The organism is Candidatus Pacearchaeota archaeon, assembly GCA_035404185.1.
Taxonomy (GTDB): Bacteria; Patescibacteriota; Minisyncoccia; order Minisyncoccales; family Minisyncoccaceae; genus UBA2211.
In genome coordinates this window covers 570,105-594,374 of sequence record DAONGN010000001.1, presented here as the reverse complement: position 1 = coordinate 594,374, position 24,270 = coordinate 570,105, and the positions used below count along the sequence as shown (strand labels likewise).

The 24,270-nt window shown below is 34.3% G+C and carries 20 protein-coding genes; 19 read left to right on the top strand and 1 reads right to left on the bottom strand.

The genetic code is table 11. The features are described from left to right. Window positions 1-23 precede the first annotated feature (23 nt). The 7 genes from PLD14_03330 to PLD14_03300 all read left to right on the top strand — a co-directional run bounded on the left by PLD14_03330 (window position 24) and on the right by PLD14_03300 (window position 7,865). Window positions 24-281 (top strand): YbaB/EbfC family nucleoid-associated protein, encoded by a 258-nt coding sequence (locus PLD14_03330; protein ID HPR80230.1) that lies wholly within the window; start codon window positions 24-26, stop codon window positions 279-281. Between the two features lie 2 nt (window positions 282-283). Beyond that, window positions 284-1,009 carry a hypothetical protein gene (locus tag PLD14_03325; GenBank protein ID HPR80229.1) on the top strand — a complete coding sequence of 242 codons (726 nt, stop codon included), beginning with the start codon at window positions 284-286 and terminating at the stop codon, window positions 1,007-1,009. 1 nt (window position 1,010) lies between these two features. Next, on the top strand, window positions 1,011-2,090 hold the full coding sequence (locus tag PLD14_03320; protein ID HPR80228.1) for a putative glycoside hydrolase: 1,080 nt from the start codon (window positions 1,011-1,013) through the stop codon (window positions 2,088-2,090). Window positions 2,091-2,120: 30 nt separating this feature from the next. Next, window positions 2,121-3,140, top strand: coding sequence for a peptidoglycan bridge formation glycyltransferase FemA/FemB family protein (locus PLD14_03315; GenBank protein HPR80227.1), 1,020 nt, complete (start codon window positions 2,121-2,123; stop codon window positions 3,138-3,140). Continuing rightward, entirely contained in the window at window positions 3,140-3,940 is an 801-nt protein-coding gene (locus PLD14_03310) for an FtsQ-type POTRA domain-containing protein (protein ID HPR80226.1), read from the top strand. Before PLD14_03315 ends, PLD14_03310 begins: the two co-directional genes overlap by 1 nt. 147 nt (window positions 3,941-4,087) lie before the next feature. Beyond that, window positions 4,088-4,864 carry a hypothetical protein gene (locus tag PLD14_03305; protein HPR80225.1) on the top strand — a complete coding sequence of 259 codons (777 nt, stop codon included), beginning with the start codon at window positions 4,088-4,090 and terminating at the stop codon, window positions 4,862-4,864. Between the two features lie 73 nt (window positions 4,865-4,937). Beyond that, window positions 4,938-7,865, top strand: a complete 2,928-nt coding sequence (locus PLD14_03300; GenBank protein HPR80224.1) for a PKD domain-containing protein — start codon at window positions 4,938-4,940, stop codon at window positions 7,863-7,865. A 64-nt stretch (window positions 7,866-7,929) separates the two neighbouring features. Here PLD14_03300 and PLD14_03295 read toward each other — a convergent pair whose 3' ends face one another. After that, on the bottom strand, window positions 7,930-10,272 hold the full coding sequence (locus PLD14_03295; GenBank protein ID HPR80223.1) for a valine--tRNA ligase: 2,343 nt from the start codon (window positions 10,270-10,272) through the stop codon (window positions 7,930-7,932). Window positions 10,273-10,345: 73 nt separating this feature from the next. Here PLD14_03295 and PLD14_03290 point away from each other — a divergent pair, with 73 nt between their 5' ends. The 12 genes from PLD14_03290 to PLD14_03235 all read left to right on the top strand — a co-directional run bounded on the left by PLD14_03290 (window position 10,346) and on the right by PLD14_03235 (window position 24,090). Next, a complete protein-coding gene (locus PLD14_03290; GenBank protein HPR80222.1) occupies window positions 10,346-11,170 on the top strand; it encodes a Bro-N domain-containing protein in 825 nt (274 codons plus the stop codon). Next, complete coding sequence (locus tag PLD14_03285; GenBank protein ID HPR80221.1) at window positions 11,157-12,368, top strand: replication-associated recombination protein A; 1,212 nt, start codon at window positions 11,157-11,159, stop codon at window positions 12,366-12,368. The genes PLD14_03290 and PLD14_03285 overlap by 14 nt, the downstream gene beginning before the upstream one ends. Before the next feature lie 367 nt (window positions 12,369-12,735). Continuing rightward, entirely contained in the window at window positions 12,736-14,526 is a 1,791-nt protein-coding gene (locus PLD14_03280) for a SipW-dependent-type signal peptide-containing protein (GenBank protein HPR80220.1), read from the top strand. Window positions 14,527-14,607: 81 nt separating this feature from the next. After that, window positions 14,608-15,813, top strand: a complete 1,206-nt coding sequence (locus PLD14_03275) for a SipW-dependent-type signal peptide-containing protein (protein HPR80219.1) — start codon at window positions 14,608-14,610, stop codon at window positions 15,811-15,813. A gap of 97 nt (window positions 15,814-15,910) precedes the next feature. Then, window positions 15,911-16,426: a signal peptidase I gene (locus PLD14_03270; protein HPR80218.1), complete on the top strand. Its 516-nt coding sequence runs from the start codon at window positions 15,911-15,913 to the stop codon at window positions 16,424-16,426. Continuing rightward, window positions 16,423-17,916, top strand: coding sequence for a lamin tail domain-containing protein (locus PLD14_03265; GenBank protein HPR80217.1), 1,494 nt, complete (start codon window positions 16,423-16,425; stop codon window positions 17,914-17,916). The genes PLD14_03270 and PLD14_03265 overlap by 4 nt, the downstream gene beginning before the upstream one ends. Next, window positions 17,894-19,174 (top strand): fibronectin type III domain-containing protein, encoded by a 1,281-nt coding sequence (locus PLD14_03260; protein HPR80216.1) that lies wholly within the window; start codon window positions 17,894-17,896, stop codon window positions 19,172-19,174. The genes PLD14_03265 and PLD14_03260 overlap by 23 nt, the downstream gene beginning before the upstream one ends. Before the next feature lie 72 nt (window positions 19,175-19,246). After that, complete coding sequence (gene obgE, locus PLD14_03255) at window positions 19,247-20,200, top strand: GTPase ObgE (GenBank protein ID HPR80215.1); 954 nt, start codon at window positions 19,247-19,249, stop codon at window positions 20,198-20,200. Between the two features lie 80 nt (window positions 20,201-20,280). After that, window positions 20,281-20,988 (top strand): hypothetical protein, encoded by a 708-nt coding sequence (locus PLD14_03250; GenBank protein HPR80214.1) that lies wholly within the window; start codon window positions 20,281-20,283, stop codon window positions 20,986-20,988. Between the two features lie 106 nt (window positions 20,989-21,094). Next, complete coding sequence (locus PLD14_03245; protein HPR80213.1) at window positions 21,095-22,081, top strand: phosphoribosylaminoimidazolesuccinocarboxamide synthase; 987 nt, start codon at window positions 21,095-21,097, stop codon at window positions 22,079-22,081. 46 nt (window positions 22,082-22,127) lie between these two features. Next, window positions 22,128-23,327: a U32 family peptidase gene (locus PLD14_03240; GenBank protein ID HPR80212.1), complete on the top strand. Its 1,200-nt coding sequence runs from the start codon at window positions 22,128-22,130 to the stop codon at window positions 23,325-23,327. A gap of 13 nt (window positions 23,328-23,340) precedes the next feature. Further along, a complete protein-coding gene (locus PLD14_03235; protein ID HPR80211.1) occupies window positions 23,341-24,090 on the top strand; it encodes a DUF3800 domain-containing protein in 750 nt (249 codons plus the stop codon). The last annotated feature ends 180 nt before the right edge of the window (window positions 24,091-24,270 follow it).

The window sequence follows — 24,270 nt, the reverse complement described above, 5'->3', positions numbered from 1 at the left end:
AGGGTAATAATAAAAATAAAGGTATGTTTGATAAATTAAAAGATTTAAAAAAGTTAAAAGATTTGGAAAGTTCTTTGGGGGACGAAAGAGTAGAAAAAGAAAAGAATGGAATTATAGTTGTTGTTAATGGAAGAGCAGAAATAGTGAGTATTTCTTTAAATCCTGAATTAGGCAAAGAAAATCAAGAAAAGTATTTAAAAGATTGCATTAATGAAGCTTCTCGTGATGCCAAGATGATTATGGCAAAGAAAGCAGTTGAAATAACAGGTTTTGGATTTTAATTATGAAATTTATTCCTGCGCTAACAACTACAAATGGATCAAATTGGAAAGAAAAGTTCAGAGAAATTCAAGAGTTAAAAATTGAAGAAATAGCTCTTTTTTTGACTGGTCTAACTAAAGAACACAGAAAAACTCTTTATGAAATGATAAAGAAATCTTGCATTAAAACGATACCCTTTGTTCATTTAAGAAGTGATATGGACGTTGAAGAGTTGGAGTTTTTGGCTAAAGAATATGATACGCAAATATTCAACACTCATTCAGAAAGAGAATTTCCAATTGATAATGAGTGGCTTGTAAAATACAAAGAATTAATTTGCATAGAGAATACGGATAAATCTCCCTTAGATGCAAAAGAGATTAAAAAATATGGAGGGATTTGTTTAGACTTTGCCCATTTAGAAAATTTAAGATTATTAGAAAAAGATAAATACAAGGAAGAAGTCGAAGTTTTATCTCAGTTTCCCATCAAATGTAATCATATAAGCGCTATAAAGAAAGAATTTTCTTTCGTGGATGCTAGAAAGAGAAAATTACAATATGACAGTCATCATATGGATGATTTATCAGAACTAGATTATTTAAAAAATTATCCAGTTGGTTATTTTTCTGATTTTTGTGCCTTAGAATTAGATAATAAGATAAAAGAACAGCTGGAGGCAATAAACCATATTAATGAATTCATGGGAGTAAGAAGTAAGTTTATAAATAAGATGCTCGAACACTAAAATGAATAAGTGGTTTTTGTTAATTATTTTTATAATTTTAATATCCCTCGGGGTATTTATTTTTATACCCAAAGAAAAGATAGGAGGTATTAATAGTGTTAAAGAAAATAAGGTTTTACCTGATAAAATTATGGCCGTTTATTTAACTAGTTGGTCAGCTAGTAATTCTGCAAAGATTGACTATATTATTGATTTATCAAAGAAGACAGAGATTAATGCCGTTGTGATTGATGTTAAAGATTGGTCAGGAAAGATTCCTTATAGTACTAATGTTTCTCTTGCTAAAAAGTATGGAGCAGAAAGAGTAATTATCAAAGATATGAAAGGTTTAATTGATAAATTACATAACGAAGGATTATATGTTATTGCTAGAATTACGGTTTTTCAAGATCCTGTCTTGGCTTATAACAGAAGTGATTTGGCGATTAAAAATTTAAGCGGTGGCACTTGGTATGATTATAATGGATTGGCTTGGATAGATCCAACTAAAAAAGAAGGTTGGGATTACAATATTTCCATTGCAAAAGATGCTTTAAGTAATGGGTTTGATGAAGTTAATTTTGATTATATTCGTTTTCCGTCTGATGGAAATTTGAATAATATGAATGTAGATTTTTCAACAGAAAGAGAAGTATTAAAAAGTTTTTATCAATATTTAAGAAGCGAATTAAAAGGAGAAACAATATCGGCTGATTTGTTTGGATTAACTACTGTTAATTTAGATGGATTAGGGATTGGACAGGTAATCGAAGATGCTTATGAATATTTTGATTTTGTTTGTCCAATGGTCTATCCTTCTCATTATGCTAGTGGCTTTATCGGATTTGAAAATCCAGCTGATCATCCTTTTGAGGTAGTAGCATATTCAATGGCTAAAGCGAAGATAAGGATTAGCAATTATAATTCTAAGCTTAGGCCATGGCTTCAAGATTTTAATTTGGGAGCTACATATGATACAGAAAAAGTATATCTTCAGATTAAAGCAGTTAAGGAAATTTTAACTGATAAATATTATGGATATATGATTTGGAGTCCTACTAATTTATATAATGAAGAAGCGATAATAAAAGGTGAAAATTGATTTTTTTGTTATTTAGAATATAATACAATAATGACAATTAAAGAAATTGACGAAAAGAAAATATGGGAAGATTTCCTTTTGAAATGTGTTGAAAAAACTTTTTGCCAGTCTTTTAATTGGGGAGATTTCAATCAATCAATGGGTGATAAGGTATATAGATTTGGAATATTTGATAATGAGAGATTGATTGCTGTTGCACAAACTATTAAGATTAAAGCAAAAAGGGGGACCTTTCTTTTTGTTCCTCATGGGCCAGTTATTTTAGAAGGTAATGATAAAGAAATTATAAAAATATTACTTAACTATCTGAAAGAATTAGGAAAAAAAGAAAAAGCCAGTTTTATTCGTTTTAGTCCCATCTTTGCATTAAACGAAGAAAATGTTAAAATATTTAAAGAGTTGGGATTTATAAACGCTCCTATTCACATGCACCCTGAATTAACTTGGGAATTAAACGTTATTCCTAATGAAGAAGAACTATTGAAGGGAATGAGAAAGACAACGAGATATCTAGTTAAACAAGCTGAAAAGAATTCTGACGTAGAAATAGTTAAAAGTATAGACGAGAAAGACTTGGTTGAATTTGAAAAAATCTATTTAGAGACTGCGGGGAGACATTCTTTTACTCCTTTTCCTCCTAAGTATTTGAAGCGGGAATTAGATGCTTTTAAAAATGATAATGAAATTGTTATTTTTTTAGGAAAATACAAAGGGGAAACGGTTTCGTCAGCAATGATAGTTTATTGGAGTAATAGGGCTTTTTATCACCAAGGAGCTTCGTCTTCAAAATATGCTAAAATTCCTGTTTCGTATTTATTACAGTGGGAAGCTATTAAAGAAGCGAAAAGAAGAGGTTGTGAGATATATAATTTTTGGGGGGTAATTCCTGAATCGGAGAATAATCATCCCTGGGCAGGATTGAGTTTATTCAAAAAAGGATTTGGAGGAAAGGAAAAGCAGTATGTTAAAACTCAAGATTATGTTTTATCTCCAATGTATTGGTTAACCTATATCTTTGAAGAGTTAAGAAAAAGAAAACGTCACCTATAATGAAGAGAAGAATAAAGATTAAAAAAAGAAAAATAGCAAAAAGAAGAAAGAAAAGCATCTTCACTAATTTTTATTTCTCTTTTTTCGTTTTCGCTTCTATTATTGTTCTCTCAGCAGCGGGATTTTTGTTGTTTTCTCCGAGATTCCAAGTTTCACAACTTAATATTAGTGGAAATAACAATATTTCAACTGAAGATTTAGAAAAAGTTGCTGAACAAGAATTAAAAACTTCATTTTCTTTATTAGGAATGGATATCAGTACAGAAAGCATTTTTCTTTCTATGGGTGGCGGAGTTAACAGTTTAATGGAATCATTTCCTGAAATAGAGAAAATCACGATTAAAAAGAATTTTCCTAACGGAATTTCTCTTCAGATAGTCGAAAAAACTCCTTATGCAGTTTGGACTGATGATTTTGATAATTCAAAATGCTATTTAGTTGATAAAAATGGAAGCTATATTAAGGATTTTGAGAATAAGGAAGAGTATTCTTCTTTGATTAAAGTTAATGAAAAAGAGGAATTTAGTAATTTAACCAAGGAAGATATTCTAGAAAGACTTTCTAAGATTGAATTAAAATTAAAAAGTAATTCAATTAATGTTAGTGAATTTGATATTTATCAAGAGAAAATAGTCACTAAAAGTAATTTATCTTGCAAGATTTTCTTTAATATTAATGATGATTTAGATTGGCAGATAGAAAAATTGGGTATTGTTTTGGAAAATAACAAGTATTCTAGCAATTTAGGTAATTTTGAGTATATAGATTTAAGATTTGGCAATCAAGCGATTATAAAGTAGGGGGTCTTGACAAATTTAATAATGGTGTTATTATACAGGAGCTTAGTAAGCTCTTTTAAAATACTCATGGTTTTTGTTTGTCCTTGTATTTATGAGGATAATCACCAGCCATGAGTTATATCATGGGTGGAGAAAGAGGTTATTTGTATGGAAAAAAAAGCACTATTAACTGCAATCGCAGTTGTGACAATCGCAGTGATTGTGGCTATATCTGTGGTCTTTATGCCACATGCTAGTGGAGCCAATGTGTCCACAGGAGAGCAAGAGAACACTACTATTACGCCTTTGGTGGCGACAACAGTAGTAACTACCGCAGTAGATAATATCGTTTGTGTTCCAGAAGAGCCAAAATATACGACTCTTTACTGGAGTACATTGTGGAACCTGGACAAAAACCAGGTAACACAGTTGGACTTTTTTGATGGTTGCGAATATCGCGGTAAGCTTCCAGCTTGGAGGTTTGCTGATTACGAGAAAATAGTGGATGCCAGAATAATGGCATACACGAAGGACCAAAAACAGGAAGCAATCATAAAAAACTGGTCCTTTAGGAAGGTTATTTATCTTGACTCTTCGGTTAAGATAATAAATAATACGGAAATTAATCCCACACGCGACGTTACCCCCTATCTTTTTAAGGTGGACAATCCGATGGAAGAAGGAAATAAGAAGATTTTTCTTTATTATTTCCATGACAATACCAATGGCGGAATTATAGCCGTTGGGTGGGGAGACGAAACCACAGGTGTCCTAAAAAAATTTGACACCAGCGGGGGCGGTGACGGCTTTTCTGGAGGTAGCAGCAGCACAGGAGGAGACTCTGGGAGTGCCATGGATGATGACTCTGGTGAACATACGGGTGGAGATTCTGTAAATGATGACTCTGGTGATTTTCCCAGCGGTCCCACAGATACATCCAGTTAAAAATTTTTCTCCACTATCTATTTTAATCATTCTTTTGGAATAAATAATAAAAAAATAATAAAATAATAAAAATATGAATACATTATATAAAAAGAAAATGTTTTCGAGTTCGATAGTTTTGAGTCTTGTATCTTTAGTCTCGGTGTTGTTTATTGGAGTTGGTAGCGTTGTTGCTACTGGTACTGCTATATTTAATAATGATACTAAGGATTTAGATACTCTAAGAATCATGAACTATGAGGTTAGTGCTGGAACGTATAATTGGTCAAAATCAGTTACTGCTAACGCTGGAGATAGAATTGCTATTGATGTTTACTATCACAATACTGTTACTGGCACAACGGCTACTAACACAAAAATGAGAGTAAGCTTTCCAACAGCAGCTAGTACACAAATGTCTTTTTCTGGATCTTTATGGGCCGATAACGCTGCCCAGGTTTCTGATACGGTAAACCTTAATATTGCTTCTTCTCAAACCATTGTTTTTGAGAATACTGCAAGATGGCGTCCCAATCAGCAAGCAACAGGAGGTGAATTAATTTCAGCTGTTAATAATGGCAATAGTATTGAGGTTAACATCGGAGACGTTACTGGCGGATGGCCATCACAAGGTCACGTAACTTTCTATGCAACTATTTCAAATAATACTACAAACCAAAACCCAGTAGTTGATGCTGGTTCAGATGTTTCTGTTAACGAAGGATCTTCTGTTACCTTATCAGGTTCTGCCAATGATTCTGATGGTGATGCTATGACTTATTCATGGTCATGTACTAATGGAAGCTTGTCTAGTTCTACTTCTTTAAGTACTACTTACAATGCTCCTTCAGTTAGTTCAAATACTACATATGTTTGTACTTTAACTGCAAGAGACAGTAAAGGAGGTACTGGTACTGATACAGTAAATGTTACTGTAATCAATCAAGAGGCTACTAATCACAGTCCAGTAGTTGATGCTGGATCAAATGTCAGCGTTAATGAAAATGATTCTATCACCTTGTCAGGTTCTGCAAATGATTCTGATGGTGATGCCATGACTTATTCATGGTCATGTACTGGTGGTAGTTTATCTAACTCTGCATCTTTATCTACAACCTATTACGCTCCTTCAGTTAGCTACACAACAACATATAACTGTACTCTAACTGCTAGAGACAGCAAGGGATATACTGGTAGCGATACTATTAGTGTTACCGTAATGAATACTAATTATGACAATGAAAACCCAGTAGTTGATGCTGGTTCAAGCTTGAGCGTTAATGAAGGATCTTCTGTTTCCTTATCAGGTTCTGCATATGATCCTCAAGGAGACTCATTGACTTATTCATGGGCATGTTCTGGTGGTAGTTTATCTAATTACTCTTCTTTATACACAACCTATTACGCTCCTTCAGTTAGCTACACAACAACATATAACTGTACTCTAACTGTTAGAGACAGCAAGGGATATACTGGTAGCGATACTGTAAGTGTTACTGTAATAGATAATAGCTATAATTATGATACTTTAACAGTTGATGCTGGTTCAAATAAGGATATTCAAGAAAATCAGTCAACAACATTAAATGGATACGCATATAGTCAAGGGGGATATGTTTCAAGTCAATATTGGTCTTGTAATGGTGGAAGTTTATCTAACTCAAATTCATTAACTCCTACATATTACGCTCCTTCAGTAAGTGTTGATACAACATATACTTGTACTTTATTTGTTACTGACAGTCGTGGAAACAGAAATTCTGATACAGTTAATATTATAGTTAGAAATATTGGATCAAATTATGTCGGTGGATTATCAGTTACAACTGCTACTCCTAATGTTGGAAATAATTATGCAACATTAAAAGGAGTTTTAACCAACGATGGTGGTCAATATACATCAGTAAGATTTAGCTGGGGAAGACTTTCTTCATACAGCAATACTACATCTTGGATTACAAACAAGACTTCTGGACAATCATTTGATTATTATGTTTCTGGATTAGAAAAAGGAAAAGCTTATCACTACAGAGCTGAAGCTTCAAATGGAAGCCAAACTGTATTGGGACAAGATGTTGTCTTTGTAACTAAACCAGACCCTACAACCGGATTTAATGCTGTTGCTGCTGGAAGTGGTCAGATTTCATTAAGTTGGAATAAAGGTGAAGCAGCTTGTTATACAATAGTAACAAGAAAGGCAAAAAGTTATCCAACTAATTCTGCAGACGGTACCGTTGTTTATTTTGGAACAGGATCATCTGTTATTGATAGAAACTTATACAACAATGTTTGGTATTACTACAGAGCATGGTCAGTTGGTTGTGATGAAGGAATGTATTCATATTCTGAAAGTCAATATGCAAGAGCATATACAGTAGGAGAATATGTTCCACCAATTGTTACTCCAGTTAAAGTAGAAACAGGAATTTCTGTTGAGACATTAGTTCGTGATATTACTCAGAATGGAATTGCTTGGCAGAATTTAATTACTGCAAATCCTGGAGATGAAGTAGAATTTAGAATTATAGTTACTCCAACTGGAGAAAAATCATTACAAAATGTTACTCTAAGAACTATTATTTCTGACAAGATTAGTAATATTAGGGATATTAAAGTTAATGAGAGTTCATCATGTGGTAGCTCATTATCTGGTGCTTTCGACTTAGGAACAATTGCCTTAGGAGAATCAAAGATCGTTACCTTTAAGGGAACAGTTGATTCAAAAGAAAGCTTTAGCTATGGTTCTAATGAATTAGTTAATACAGTTGATGTTTCAGCTAAGAATAACACAACAGTCAGTAAAACTATGACGGTAGATGTTATTAGAAGTGCTGAAGGTTCAGCTGGATTGATTTCTTTGCTTGACTTAAGATTCTGGGCTGGATTCCTATTATTGTTATTCTTAATCCTATGTATAATTGTTATTTATCTTTTAATCGAAAGAAAAAGAGATAGAGAATACGTAGCGGAAAGAGAAGCAGAAAATAAGATTGAAAAAAGCAAGTACTTTAATATCAAGTAGAAATTAAAGGAAACAAGACAAACGCTCCCAGTCGGGAGCGTTTTGTTTTATTAAAATATTTTAATTATGATAGGGACTTTACTCTGATCGCTTTTTTGATAAATTCTCCATATTTATCTAGGTCAACCTCAGTTTGAAGTTTGTATTCTTCAATTTCAGCTCCTAAAGATATCTGATTCTCTGATTTGTATTTTCTTATCTCATCAATAGCAGAGATTGCTTTATTAAAATCAGTGTCATCTAGGTTTGTTTTAATTTTTTGAGTCACTGGCCAGCTTGATGTGTGAATACTTTCTTCTTCGCTGAAGTGAGCATATAGTTCATCAGTAATGAAAGGAAGAATCGGAGCAAACATCTTTAAGATAGCAACGAAAACTGTTTTTAGTGTATATTGAGCAGACTTTTTTGATATCTCTTCTTCTCCGTATAATCTGTATTTAATAAATTCAACATAGTAATCGCAGAATTTAGACATGAAGAATTCTTCTATTTCACTCTTGGCCTTAGCATATTGATATAGTTCAAAATATTCAGTCACTTTCTTTATCGTTTCATTCATTTCTTTTAATATCCAAAGATCAGGATATTCGAGATTAATATCTTTTTCTTCGTAGTTATCGAGATTCATGATGATAAATCGAGCAACATTCCAGAGTTTAGTAGTAATTTGTTTTCCTTTCTTGATTTCTTTAGGATTGAATCTTAAGTTTTGTCCCAATCCAGCTCCAGTAGCCCAGTATCTAATAGCATCAGCTCCAAATTCTTCAACTAATTGATCGCTAGGAATATAGTTACCTAATCTTTTTGATATTTTCTTTCCGTGCTCATCTAAACCATGACCAGAAACCATGATATTTTTAAAAGGAATATCATTGAAATGGTAAAAGCTTTTGACAATGGAATAAAAATCCCAGGTTCTAATAATTTCATGAGCGTTGGGTCTTAAATCAACTGGAAACAATTCTTTGTTATTAGCCAATTCTCTTAAAAGGAAGGGAGTACAAGAAGAAGTGGCCCAAGTATCCATTACATCAGTTTCAGGGATAATTTCTTTACTTCCACATTTAGGGCATTCATTTATCGGAGGTTTTTGTTCAGACGGACTTACAGGTAAATCTTTTTCATTAGGTAGAATTACTTCTCCGCAATCTTTACAATACCAAAAGGGAAATGGTACTCCATAGTATCTTTGTCTCGAAACACACCAGTCCCATTTTAGAGAATTAACCCAAAGTTTATAGTTATCAAACATTTCTTTGGGATGCCAGTCTATTTTTTCTCCCATTTCTAGCCATTTTTCTTTTTGGTCTGCAATTTTAATAAACCATTGTTTGCTCAAAATTAATTCAACCGGAGTATCGCATCTTTCATGGACATTGACTGAATGGGTTATATCTTCTTGTCTGATTAAAAATCCTTGCTCTTTTAAATCATTGATTATTTCTTCTCGGGCTTTTTCAATTTTCATTCCTTGGTATTTTTGTCCTAATTCGTTTAATCTTCCGTCAGGGGTTAAAAGACTTTTTGTTTCTAAATTGTCTAATCTCCATTTTTCCAGGTCTTCTTGGTCTCCCCAAGTACAAACCATCATTAAGCCAGTTCCTTTTTCTTTATCTACGGCTTCACTAGTTTTAAATAATACTTCTTGGTTAAAAAGAGGAACAGTTGCTTTCTTTCCAATTAATTCTTTATATCTCTCATCGGTGGGATTGAAATACAAAGCGACACAAGCTGGTAAAAGTTCTGGCCTGGTTGTAGCGATAACAACATCTTCTCCATCTTTAATAGGGAAACTTAGATAATTCATTTTAGAATCCTTTTCTTTGTCCTCTAAGTCTGATTGGGAAATAGCGGTTTGGCAGGTTGGACACCAAAGAATAGGAAGTTCTTGTCTGTATAATAATCCTTTTTTATATAAATCAATTAAAGACCATTGAGAAACTTTGGTTGGTAGAGGAGCAATAGTACTGTATGTCTTAGACCAATCAACCGAAATTCCCAGCATGTTCCAAAGATTTTTGTAGGTTTCAATTCCTTTTTCTGTTTCTTTCAAACAAAGATCAATAAATTCTTTTTTAGTTGTTTTTGATTTATCTATTTTGTATTTTTTTTCTACGAATCTTTCGGTTGGCAAGCCGTTGTCGTCAAAGCCCATGGGATAGAATACCTTGTATCCTTGCATTCTTTTATATCTGACAATAAATTCAGCTTGGGTGTAAGACATGATATGACCGGCGTGCAAATGGTCAGCGGAAACGTAGGGAGGAGGGGTGTCTACCGTAAAAAGTTTGTCTCCTTGATTGTAGGAGAACTTAAAAAGTTCTTTTTTGTCCCAAGTTTTTCTCCACTTGTCTTCAATTGTTTTAAAATCGTAGTTTTTAGGGAATATTTCGTCTATATTTTCCATTTTTCGTTGTTTTTTGATTACTCTTACAGTATAATAAAAGAAAAGGAATATGTCCACTTTTAATGTTTAAAATATGAAAAAGAATAAAATAGCTATTTTTGAAGGAAGTAAAATTAGAAGGGAGTGGGATGATAAAAAAGAAAAATGGTATTTCTCGGTTGTTGATATAATTTCTGTTTTGACTAAAACAGATAGACCAAGAAAATATTGGGCTGATTTGAAAAGAAAACTTAAAAGTGAAGGAAGTGAAGTGTCCGAAAAAATCGGACAGTTGAAAATGATAGCAGAAGACGGCAAATTAAGAGAAACAGATATAGCTGATACCGAAACAACGTTTAGAATAATCCAATCAATTCCTTCTCCCAATGCTGAGCCTTTCAAGCTTTGGTTAGCACGTGTTGGCTATGAAAGAATTGAAGAGGCTGAAGATCCGGAAAAGGCAATTCAAAGAGCTTTGAGGACTTACTTAAAGAAAGGATATTCCAAAGAGTGGGTTGATTTAAGATTAAAGAGTATTGAAATTAGAAAAGATTTAACTAATGAATGGGAGGAGAGAGGAGTTAAGAAATCAGATGAATTTGCTATTTTAACCGATGATATTACATTTGCTTGGGCGGGATTGATTACTAAAGATTACAAGAAACACAAAGATTTGAAGAAAGAAAATCTTCGAGATAATATGACCAATTTAGAATTGGTTTTAAATATGCTTGCTGAAGCTTCAACAGCTGAAATATCTAAAAAAGACAAGCCAGAAACTTTTGTTCAGAATAGAGTTGTTGCTAGAAAAGGAGGAGGCGTTGCTGGTACGGCCCGAAAGCAATTAGAAAAGAAATTAGGCAGATCTATTATTTCCAGAGAAAACCATATTAAAAGATTGCAAAATGGTAAGTATTAATTTTAAAAATCCTTTAGCTGATCGAATGCGTCCGGAAACACTGGAGGAGTTTTTAGGTCAGGATGAGATTGTGGGAGAAAAGAAATTATTAAGGGAAGCAATTAAAACAGACAAAATTCCTTCAATGATTTTTTGGGGTCCTCCTGGTACCGGTAAGACAACCTTAGCTTTCATCATTGCTAAACAAACTAAATCAGAGTTTGTTCGTGTTAGTGCGGTTTCTAGTGGATTAAAGGATTTGCGAGAAATAATCGAAAGAGCAAAGGTTGATCAAAGATTAGGGAAAAGAACCATTCTTTTTATCGATGAAATACACAGATGGAATAAAACACAGCAAGATGGATTATTGCCCCATATTGAAAGTGGATTAATTACTTTAATTGGCGCAACAACAGAAAATCCAAGCTTTGAAGTTCGTGGAGCGTTGTTATCTCGGTCTCGAGTTTTTGTTTTTAAACAATTAAGCAAAGAAAGCATTGCTTTAATTATTAAGAGAGCGATTAAGGACAAGAAGAGGGGACTGGGGGAATTAAAAATTAAAATTGATAAAAAAGCGATTGATTTATTATCTTTAGTTAGCAATGGCGATGCGCGTATTGCTTTAAATATTTTAGAATATTCAGCTTCAGTTTCCAGTAAAATAAATGTTGAATTGATAAAAGAAGCAACACAAAAGGCGGCTTTATTATACGACAAAGATGGGGAAGAGCACTATAATATTATTTCTGCTTTGCACAAATCAATGAGAGGTTCTGATGCTAATGCAGCCTTGTATTGGTTAAGTCGTATGATTGAATCAGGAGAAGATCCTTTGTTTATTGCCCGTCGTTTAGTTCGTTTTGCCTCTGAAGATATTGGATTAGCTAATTCTAGAGCCTTAGAACAGGCCGTAGCAGTTTACCAAGCTTGTCATTTTATCGGTTATCCCGAATGCAATGTAATTTTAGCTCAAGCAGTTGTCTACATGTCTAAATGTAAAAAGTCAAATGAATTATATATGGCTTACGGAAAAGTTTCTGAAGATGTTAAAAAATATGGCAATCTTCCTGTTCCTTTACATTTAAGAAATGCTGTTTCTAAATTAATGGATGAAGTTGGATATGGAAAAGGGTATAAGTATAGTCCTAAGTATGGATATAAAGAAGAGCAAGAATACATGCCGGAAAAATTAAAGGGAAAAAAATATTTGAAGGAATAAATTTTTAATTAATTTAATATTTTGAAATATTTTTTACTAAAAATTGTAATCCCAAATTCAAAAAAGTGTTTGATTTGACAAAATTAGTTATTTGTATTATAAAAGACATGTGCATAACTCGGATTTGACAAAAGTTTTCAAAGTCTTTAATATTTAGGCAGAAGTCATAGATGGGTTTATTATTTATGAATTATAGTCAAAACAACATACAATCTATAAGTTTAGTGTAAAAGAACGGATTCCGCGAAGGGGGTTCGTTTATTTGTTTTATAGGGTTTAGTTTTAAGTTCTTTCCACACTGGAAACGGTGTGTATAAAACCTGAAAGGTCGGTAAATTAAATAAAAAGTATAATAATTTTAATAAATATGAATAAAATATTAGTTAGTTTATGTACTATTGCAGTTGTTGCTGCTATTGGTATTGGTGCAACAACAGCTTATTTTACTAGTACACAAGCTAGTATCGGTAATACAATTACAGCAGGCAATTTATCTTTGCAGGTTGATAGTACTTGCCATTACAATGGCATGATTTGTAATAATGGTTTTTGGGAAGAGGATAATGATGATTCAACTACAGTTGCTGAACCGAGCATGCTTCAAACAGCTTGTTCTTGTACTTGGTTAGCAAGATCACTTACTCCAAATGATTTATTCTTTAATTATAATGATGTCAAACCAGGCGATGTAGGAGAAAACACTGTTAGTCTACATATTGATAATAACCCAGCTTGGGTTTGTGCTTCTATTTCTAATTTAGTAGCTAAAGAAAATGGTTGTGCTAATAACGCGGAATTGAGAGATGATTCTGATTGCGCGACTGAGACAACAGGTGAATTAAAAAACAATTTACTTTTCACGGTTTGGCGAGATTTTGATTGTAACAATATTTTAGACGGTAACGAAACTGCTATTGTTACTGATCAATCGGCTAGTGAATTAAACTGGGCGATTGCTGACAGTCAAAATGGCGGACAGCCGATTCCTGGAAGTAGCGATCCTTCAGTTAAAACTTGTATTGGAGTAAAGTGGACAGTTCCTGCATCAGTAAATAATGTAATTCAAGGAGATAGTATTCAGGGAGACATTACTTTTACCGCAGTTCAATCAAGAAATAATGCAAATTATACCTGTGGACAACCCAACACTCCAGTTGCTGTTGATGGTGTCTGTGGCACGGCTAATAAAGCCTATGCTAGCAGCGACGAAAGTTATGGTGCCGACACATTTTGTGCTGTAGGTGCATCTGATCCAGAGTCTCCAGCTTTCCCAGCTCAAGGTGGTTCAACTTCTTGGGTTTGTAAGGGTACCAATGGTGGCGTTGATGCACAGTGTTCTGCTTCTAGAGGAGCAGCTCCTGTAGCTGGCTCTTGTGGTACTGCTGCAACATCCTATGCTTATGATGCTACCGAATTTAGTGGAACAATGTGTTCTACTGGTAGCGGTATAACCGACCCTGTTTCTCCAGTATTCCCAGCTCAAGGTGGTTCAACTACTTGGACTTGTGGCGGAGCAAACGGTGGTAATTCTAGTGAAACCTGTACTGCAACTAGAGCACTAGCTCCAGTTAATGGTGTTTGTGGTTCTAGCAATCAAGCTAATTTTTACAACAAACCAACAACTAATTTATGTAGTGTTGGTGTAGCTTCTACTGTAGCTGGTTCTGGTCCTTGGACTTGGACTTGCGCTGGTAGCAATGACGGTACAACAGCAAGCTGTTCAGCTAATAAATCTGTAAATGGTACTTGTGGTACTGCTGCAACATCCTATGCTTATGGTGCTACCGTTTTTAGTGGAACAATGTGTTCTGCTGGTAGTGGTACAACCAATCCTGTTTCTCCAGCATTCCCAGCTCAAGGAGGTACAACCACTTGGACTTGTGGCGGTGCGAATGGTGGCAATTCTAGCGGAACCTGTACTGCAACTAGAGCATCTGCTCCAATAAATGCTCAATGTGGTTCAGCAAATAATGACCATTTTAATAATCAGCCGAACAACCATTTATGTTCTCCTATTGCTGCTACTGCCTCATCCCTTATTTACAACAACACAAATGTTTACTATGGTGGTCATTGGTATGATGGGTCATGGACTTGGACATGTGATGGTGTAGGATATATTCCCAGTGGAACTTGTACCGCTTATCATAATTTTTAGAAAAGTTAAGGGAAATTCATAAAAATTTATAATAATATTTTTATGAATTCCTAATTAGAAAAGTTTAAAAAGCCGAAAAATATGAATAAAAAAATTTTAACTAGCGTTTCTTTGATTGCTCTTGTTGCGCTAATTGCTATTGGCGGTACAATTGCTTATTTCAATGATACACAAACTTCTGCTGGTAATATAATTGTGGCCGGAACAATGAATTTAAAAGTTGACCACTTAAAACAGACCTACGATGGTATGGATTGTAAAACCTGTAGTGTTGAAGTTTATAGTTTGAATGGTAATGACATGGTAGTGGAAAAAAATGGCGTGCCAGTAACTTCGTATCCAGCGGTTCACGCTTGGGTGCACCCTGTTTGGTTAACCGAAGCGGCATTTGATTCTACTGGCGAAGCTAAATGGATTTGGGAAAGCAATCCAACTCAACAAGCGGATACTCAAGTTGACACTAGCTACAGCTTCCAGAACACCTTTGAGTGGATGGGAGAAGTTAGTGGGGCTACTCTTAATTTAGCTTTGGCTAGTGATAACGGTTATCAAGTTTATTTAAACGGAAATTCACTTGGTCAGGATCCAGGAGAATTTAATTATTCTTCTGCTGATTCTATTACCGTTAATCCATCTTATTTTGTTCAAGGAACTAATATTTTGAAATTTGTAGTTACAAATAAGGGTGTAGCAGGTAGTAACCCTGAAACAAATCCTGCTGGACTAATCTACAAATTTACAATTAATGGTAATTGTGGTGATGATTATTTTAAAACTCACTGCAAACTTTGGCAAGCTAAAGATTTAGCAACAGGCGATACTTTCTTTGATTTTGACGATGTTAAGCCGGGTGATTACGGAACTAATTTGATCAGCCTACACGTTAATGGCAATGATGCTTGGTCTTGTTTCTATGCTAAAAAGTCAGGCGATAATATAGAATATATTTCCAGAGATTTGAACGTATTTATTTGGGACGATGCTGATCAGGACGGAATTTATCAAGCTGGTGAAACAATTTTGCATAATGGAAAATTGGTTAATACCAGTATTGCATTAGCTCAGGCACCAGGAACACCAATTACAGGTGGAACTACAAAATATATCGGTTTAGCATGGTGTTTTGGCACACAGACGGTAAATGATAGTACTATTAGTTGTGACGGTTCAACTGTTAATAATGATGCACAAGGTAATACTTTGAATGCAACTTTGACAGCCTATGCAGAACAATGGAGAAATAATCCAAGCTTCACTTGTTCTAATACTCCTGTTGCACCTCAATAGTAAGAAATTTCGTAAAAGTTTAAAACTTTTTAGTCCTTCTCATTCTTGAAATGAGAGGGATTATAAAGGTTTTAGAGGGGTAATAAAAATTAACCAAATGAAAATTTTTGAATATCTATATAATACTATTTTAGGAATTATTATTATCGTAGCGATATTATTAATTCTTTCCACATTTTCTTTGGTTGGTGATTTCAAAGTTTTGTCTGTATTATCCGGTTCTATGGAGCCAGCCATTCATACCGGTAGTATAGTAGTTATCAAACCTTTTAGTGATTATAAGATTGGTGATATTATCACTTTTGGGAAAACTGGCAAAAATCAAATACCGACTACGCATAGGATTAAAGAGATGCAAGTCAATTCAGGAGTTCCTTACTATATCACCAAAGGAGACGCTAATGATTCTGCTGATCAAGCATTAGTTTCCAAGAGTACAGTTGAAGGCAAGGTTTTATTTTCCGTTCCGTTTCTTGGTTACGTAGTAGATTTTATTAAAAAACCCATTGGATTTATTTTGATTATCATCGTTCCAGTGTTCCTAATTATTGGAGATCAATTAATGCAAATTAGAAAAGAAATTAAAAAGAAAAAACAAGAAATTACATTATGAAAAGAAAAATAAACAAAATAATAGTTTGTCTGACAATCAGCTTCTTTGCTTGTTTGGTTTCTGTTTTTCCGGCATATGCCCATTATTCTGATACAGAGGCATCGGAATCAAAGATTGTAACCGGAACTTTGAAGATTAATGTAAAGGATTCATCAGATTTTGCTCCACAAGTAAAACCTAGTGTTCCTAGTGTAAGGACAATTGAATTAGAAAAAGCTGGTACAATTGATTTTGTTTACACTGTCAGCGTGGAATATGCTTCTGGTGACTTGTGTAGTAATTTAAACTTGAAGGATGATACAACCAATACGCCCCAATATTTGACAAGTTTTTTGACTGATAAAATAGATTTTTCTGTAAAGCCAAACGAAATATTTTCAGCTGAACTTATTTCTGATGCTGCAGAGTGGCAAAGCAAAAGTTGTTCTTTTGAATTAGTTTTTAAGGCTAGTCAAAAAGGATTAGCTTCTGGTGGCTTTGTCGATGAAAAAAGAATTTCTTCTACTGTAACAAGTGATAGATGGGTTATTAATCCTGGTGATATTGTTATAAACGAATTAATGTGGATGGGTAGTTATTTGAAGAATAAAGATGAATGGATAGAATTAAAGAACACCACATCATATGATTTGAATATTTCAGGATTTCAAATTACTAAATTGATTGGGCATGGGCCTACTAAGCAAGAAGTTTTAATGCTTACAATTCCAGACGGAACAGTAATTCCGGCGAATGGATTTTTCTTGATTTCTCGTTTCAGCGAAAGTGATTCTGGAATTAGCGTTACTCCAAATTTAATTGATACAAACGTTGATTTGCGTGATGCTGATTTACAAATAAAAATATATAAAGCAGACTGGGCTGATTCTTCTAATTTAATTGATACAGCGGATGATGGCAATGGTTTGCCGGCTGCTGGCTATGAAGGTTTATTCTTCCATCTTTCAATGGAGAGAAACGATGTTCCAGGTGATGGTGCAAGTGAATCAAGCTGGCACACCTGTCTTGATTTATTAGGCACAAGACCTTACTGGGATCATTCAGATATATTTAACCTTGGAACTCCAAATGATCGTAATTTATCAGACGAATCGGATGCTGATTTATCATCCTTTATTAATAGAGAACAAGAATTATTAGCTGAAAAAGAATATGTTCCAGATTTAGAAATAGGACAAGATGATGGTTTATTGTTATTGTCTGAGCAATCAGGTAGTTCAATGCCACCAGAAACTCCTTTAATTGAAGAACAGAGCAATGATGAAGGGGGTGACGAAGTTATCACTCCAGAAATTACTGAAATAAAACCAGAAGAGCCAATAGTTTTAGAGGCTCCAGAAGAAAGTGCTGATAATAATTCAGAACAAGAGATAATACCGGAAAATCAAACAACAGATAACGGAGCGCAAGATTCAGGAAGTACAAATACTGATGGCGCTAATACAGATCAAAATAATATTACATCAAATGAAACAGATCAAACTATTTAAAACATTGTTTTCCGCAATTATATTTGGTTTTGTAGTTATGCCTGGCTTAGCATTGTCAGCCGGACTTACGGTTCAGTTTGAACAAACTCCGCTTTTTAAAGAGGCGTCATTTGTTCCAGGTGGTACAGTAACTAGATTTGTAAAAGTAACAAATACAAGTGGTGAAGAACAGAAAGCAATCATTGAAGCTATTAATAAAAGCGATCCTTCTGGATTCTCTCAGAAATTGAATTTAGAGATAAAGCATGGTGCGACTGTAGTTTTTAGTGGCACATTGAATCAATTTTTTGCGGCTGGTGAAGTAAATTTATCTCAAGTAAGTAACGGTTCAACAGAACAGTATGATCTTAAGATATCTTTTGATTCAGATGCAAATAATTCTTTCCAAGATGCGGTAGTTGGATTTGATTTACTCGTTGGATTTAATGGAGAAGGTGCAACCGATAATCCTGGTGGCGGTGATGGCGGTGGTGGCGGCACAGTTATTTATGGCGGTGGTGGCGGAGGTGGATCAGTTGTTCTTCCTCCTGGCTTGATTATAACTGGGGAATTAAGTAAACAAGTTTCAAATGAAGCAAATGAGGTTGAGATAACTTGGCTAACAAATTATGCTTCGACCAGTGCGGTAATCTACGATGACAAACCGAATACTTTTGATTTTTCAAAAGGTGAACCATCTTTTGGCTATGCTTTTTATAAATCAGGTGATGATTCTGGGTTAGAAAAGGTAGTTTCTCATAAAGTAACTTTAACAGGTTTAGTATATGGACAAACTTATTACTATAGGGTTGTTTCACATGCTTCTCCAGCAACGATTGGAAGAGAATATAGTTTTGTCGTGGATCGTTCTAAAATAACAATTGGACAAGAGTCAAATAACGAACCTCAGCCAACAGCAACAAACGGTGTTACAGGAGGAGGATCAGTAAATACAGAAGGAGGACAATCTGGTTCAGGTGCACCGGTGAATGGTGAGGGTGGTAATGGTTCACAAAATTTAACAAGCGAAGAAGGTCAAAAAGAAGTATCGAATAATAATGCTTTTAATATGGCATCTTTAGTATCAATACTTCCTGCTTGGTTTATTGATAATATTTGGCCTATTTTAGCGATAATACTTGCTATCCTTGGTTATATGTCCTGGAAGAAAGGGAAAAAAGAAGGTGGAGTAAAGGGTAGCTATTTTATAAAAGGTGCCTATTGTTTATGGACAATTTCTGCAGTGTTATTTATTATTTATTTTTGGAGATTTTTATAATAAAAATTTACTAATTTTTGCTTCAACCTTTTTTCATTTGATTTATGGGCTTATTTAGGTTAGTGTAAACATATGCTTATAGATGATGTAACAATTAGGGTAAGAGCGGGAAATGGAGGCAAGGGATGCGTTGCATTTCAAAAGAGTAGATTTGCCTTAGGTCCGACAGGAGGCTCCGGAGGAGAAGGAGGCAGTTTTTATTTTGTCGGAGTTTCTGATTTAAGCGCTTTAAAACAATTTCGTTTCAAGAAAGCGGTTCAAGCCGAAGACGGAGGAAATGGAAAAGGTGAGTTTGTTGATGGAGCTAATGGCAAAGATGTTATTTTTAAGGTTCCAGTTGGAACCGTAATTAATAATTTAGATAAAAATGAGAAGATTGAAATAGTTAAAATTGGAGAGCCAGTTTTAATGGCTAAAGGAGGAAAGGGAGGAAGAGGTAATTTTCTTTTTCGTTCTTCAACTAATACGACTCCGATGCAGTGCCAACCAGGAATTAAAGGAGAGGCTTATACCTTAAGGCTTGAATTAAAGATGATTGCTGATGTTGGTTTTATTGGTTTGCCTAATGTTGGTAAATCAAGCTTATTAAAAGAGCTAACCAATGCTAATCCTAAAGTAGCTAACTATCCTTTTACAACATTAGAACCTCATTTAGGAGTTTATTACGATTTGATATTAGCTGATATTCCTGGATTGATTGAAGGAGCTTCAGAAGGAAAAGGCCTAGGAATTAAGTTTTTAAGACATGTTGAAAGAACTAAAATACTATTTCATTTAATTTCAGCTGAATCAGAAGATTTCAAAAGAGACTACGAAACAATTAAAAAAGAATTAGAAGATTATAATCCCGAATTGTTAAACAAAGAAGAATATATTTTTATAACCAAGACTGATATGGTGGATAAAGATGTTTTAAAAGAAAGAATGAGTAAATGGAGAAAGAAAAAGATTCCTATTTCCATTTACGACTATGATAGTATTGAAAAAGTTAAAGAAATACTAAACGAGATAATGAAAAAAAAGTAACGGTGAGTCCGTTGCTTTTTTATTATAATTATTGTATAGATAATACAGTCAGTTCATTGAGAACTGAATAGGAGATTATCATGAAGAACCTTACGCTTATTAAAACGGATGATGTTTGCTGTTACTATCTGCCACACGAAGAGCTTGATGAAGAACTAAGAAAGCTTGTTCTAAAAGCATACGTGAACGGAGACGGAAAAGCTTTGCGAATGCTCAATGTTTTTCCTAAAAACCTTGTCTGGAGGTTTATCAGGAATAACATTGTGGAAATGTATCAACCAAGAATTGTGGCCTTGAACAATATTCCGCTAGATGAAAGGCCAGCTTATTTAGGAAGGCTTCTGATGGTGAGAAGGGTTGATAAGTTTCCCTTTGATTGTATTTTGTCAGGAGAAAACATTGTGTTTTCTAATGGCGATTTGCTTAATTTCGGGCAAGCAGTCGAGACTACCAAAGAGTGGGTTCAAGAGAAAGAACAATACAGTAATATTATTCCTGCCCATTTCGTTTTTGCTTTAAGACAGAATGCCCTTACTGTTTCCGATGTCCTTAGTGCTTATTTTTCACTGAAGGAATTGGAGTTGGTGTCTTTCAGAATTAATCTCGGAATCGAAATCGATGAAGAGAGTGGTAAGGTGATTCCTGTCTGGATAGGCGAGGGAATCAATTTCCAAACTGCCGAGATCAGAGAGAAAGGAGGAGGGTCGATCGAAAAAGATACTTCCTGTCTAGCAGAAAAAATTCTGCCCAAGACAGTATATAAAAAACAAGTCGGGGAATCGGGCTAATGCCTCCCCACTTTTTAATTAATAAGACATTGTCTTGTTTTTTTATACGTTTATGGTATATCTAAGTCAGTCAGTTCTTTGAGAGCTGAAAAAAGGAGAGCATTGTATGATTTTGACAAAAGTTGATGCTAAGTCAGATGATTTTGAAATTGTTTCTGATGGTAAAGTACAGACGCACATCCAACCGCTTCAAGAAAGAAAGAGAAAAGAACGCTTGGCAATTTATACCGACCGGATTTCGGCCGGTGACGAAAGATTGCCTTTTGGAATAGTCAAAAAAGGTAAAATACTCCTTTGGCTGACAGTATTTTTCAAGACAATGTTTTCAAACATTATCGAGAACGATATTATCAGTTATGACCAGGAGTACGCCATGGCCAGCGGTGGGATAAACAAAAACCGGCGCAAGTACAGAAATCGAGTTCTTTTCATTCGAGAAGTTACGCAGATTCCTGTCGAATGTATCGCAAGAGCATATCTTGCAGGATCTTTGTTTAAGGAGTATCAGAAGAGATGTCTCTTTACTCTTGGGTTTTTATTACCCAAAGATATGAAAGAGTACGACAAGCTTGGAACAGCTATCTTTACTCCAAGCATAAAGAATAAAGAAGGGCACGACGAGAACATTACTTACGATCAGCTAGTCGAATTTTTAAGAGCATGGCTGGCCGAAGAAGAGAACAAGTGTTTCAAGATTGATGCTCAAATCCTGGCCCAGCTTCTTCGTTCAACTACCTTGGCAATTTTCCATGCAGGATCCAGATTCCTTAATGAAAAGGATTTGATTCTTGCTGACTGGAAAGGAGAATTCGGACTCTACATCGATAAAAATGGCGAAACCATTCTTGTCTGGTCCGATGAGGGGATTACTCCTGATACTGCTCGCATCTGGCTGAAAGAATCTTATGGCGAAGGAAAGATTCCTGTCGGCCTAGATAAAGATGCAGTCAGAAACTGGATCAATGAACACGGAGGGGACAGAAATGTTCCTACTGAAATTCAAATGAAAACTGCAATAGGCTATATGTCCTTTGCAGAAAAAGTTCTTCCCAAAGAGTTTTTAGATAAAATACATATTGAGCCGAAATATTAATAAATAGGCTCTTTTTTTATTACCTTTAATATGTTAAATTGAGTATATGAAAAAGCCAGAACTAATGAGTCCGATTCGTGATTGGGCCAGTTTAGAAGCCTGCAAATCATATGCCAATGCAGTCTATTTTGGTGTTGATGAATTAAGTATGAGAGCGGCTTCCGGCATTAAAGTTTCTGAACTAGAAGCCTTTATAAAGAAGTGTCATTCTTACGGCATAAAAGGGTATTTAACGGTCAATTCTGTGGTATATAACCATGACATCAAAAAGGCCGAAAAGTTGCTTAAAAAGGCCAAAAAGGGGGGCGTAGACGCGGTTATTGTTTGGGACCCTGCGGTTATTCAGCTAGCTAGGAAAATAAAGATTCCTTTTATTGTTTCAACTCAAGCTAATATCTCTAATTACGAAGCTGCTTTATTTTATAAAAAGTTAGGCGCGAAGAGAATAGTTTTAGCTCGGGAGATGACTTTAAAGCAAATTAAAGAGTTAAAAAAGAAAGTTAAAATAGAGATTGAAGTTTTTGTTCACGGAGCAATGTGTATGGCTATTTCTGGCCGTTGTATTTTATCAGCCTACTTGTATGGCAAATCAGCTAATTGTGGAAGTTGTGCCCAACCTTGCAGAAAAGAGTGGACATTGTCAGATGAAGAAGGTAATGCAGTTTCCAATGAAGGAAAATATTTTATGAGCGCTAAAGATTTATGCATGATTGAATTCGTTCCAGAATTAATCAAGGCGGGAATAGATTCTTTTAAAATTGAAGGCAGAAGAAGAGATCCAAAATATATTGAAGTTGTTTCAAGATGCTATCGAGAAGCAATTGATGCATATTTTGATAAATCATTTACCAGTGAAAAAGTTAAAAAATGGAAAGAAGAATTATCTTCAGTTTACAATCGAGGATTTTCTACTGGTTTCTATTTTGGAACTCCAAGCAAAGAGGGAATCAGTTATGAAAAAGCTGATAATGTTTCTTTGGAAAAGAAAGTATTGGTTGGATATATTACTCATTATTATCCTAAAGTTAAATCAGGTTCGATAACATTAAATCACCTTGATTTAAAGGTGGGAGATAAGATTATTATTGAAGGAACCAATACGTATATTGAACAAAAAGTTGAGTCAATGCAGATTAAAAATAAAAGCATTGAAAAGGGAAAAAAAGGAGAAGAAGTGGCAATTGTTTTCAAAGATGTTGTTCGAAAAAATAATAAAGTATTTCTCTTAGAAAAGAGAAAAGTGTGATATAATAGAAATAATGGAAAAATCTAAAACATATATTTTTATAGATGAATCCGGAAAACCTGAAGTTTTTTCTTTTAAAGGAGTAAATTTAGTTGAAAAAGGGCAGGCAACTAAATTTTTGATTTTAGCTGCCATAAGAGTAGAAGATCAACTACTTCTTCAACAGAAAGTTGTAGATTTTAAAAGTAGCCTTTTAAAAAACAAAGAATTAACAAGGGTTTTTTCTTCAGCCTATGCCTTAGATTCTTTCCATGCTCAAAGTGATTATCCTCAAGTAAGAGAAAGATTCTATAATTTTATTAAAGAATTAAAAGATATCAAAATAGATGTTATTGTTGTTGAAAAATTAAAATGTTATCAACAGTTAAAAGAAAATCCGGGGAAAATGTATGGAGTCATGTCTGGACAATTATTAAAAAATATATGTCATCAAACTGACCAAACAGAAATAGTTTTTTCAAGAAAAGATAGTAAGTTAAAATTAAGAAAGGAACTAGAAATAGAGGTTGAAAGGATAAGATTAGATTATCTTGATAAACATCCACGATTAAATGCTGAATTAAGTCTTTCTTATCAGCACAATCCTCACTATACTCATGGTGGTTTGCAAATAGCAGATTATATAGCCTATGCAGTTTTTCAATTATTTGAAAATAATAACAGTATTTATTACGAAATTATCAAAGAGAAAATCGGAAAAATTCAAGATATTTGTAATAAAAAATACTTCACTCAGAGCAATCCGCTACAACTATCCACTTAAGGAAGTGCGAACTTCGCACGTTTCATTAAGCAGACTGCTCTGAATAAAGTACCTTAAGTATATTTTAATCAATTACAATGACTTGTCAAGGGTTTAAGAGTTTAAGCAAAAATCTAGCCAAAGCTAGATTTACGAATCTCGATCCCGAGTCCTCGGGCAGGACAATCATTTCTGATTGCA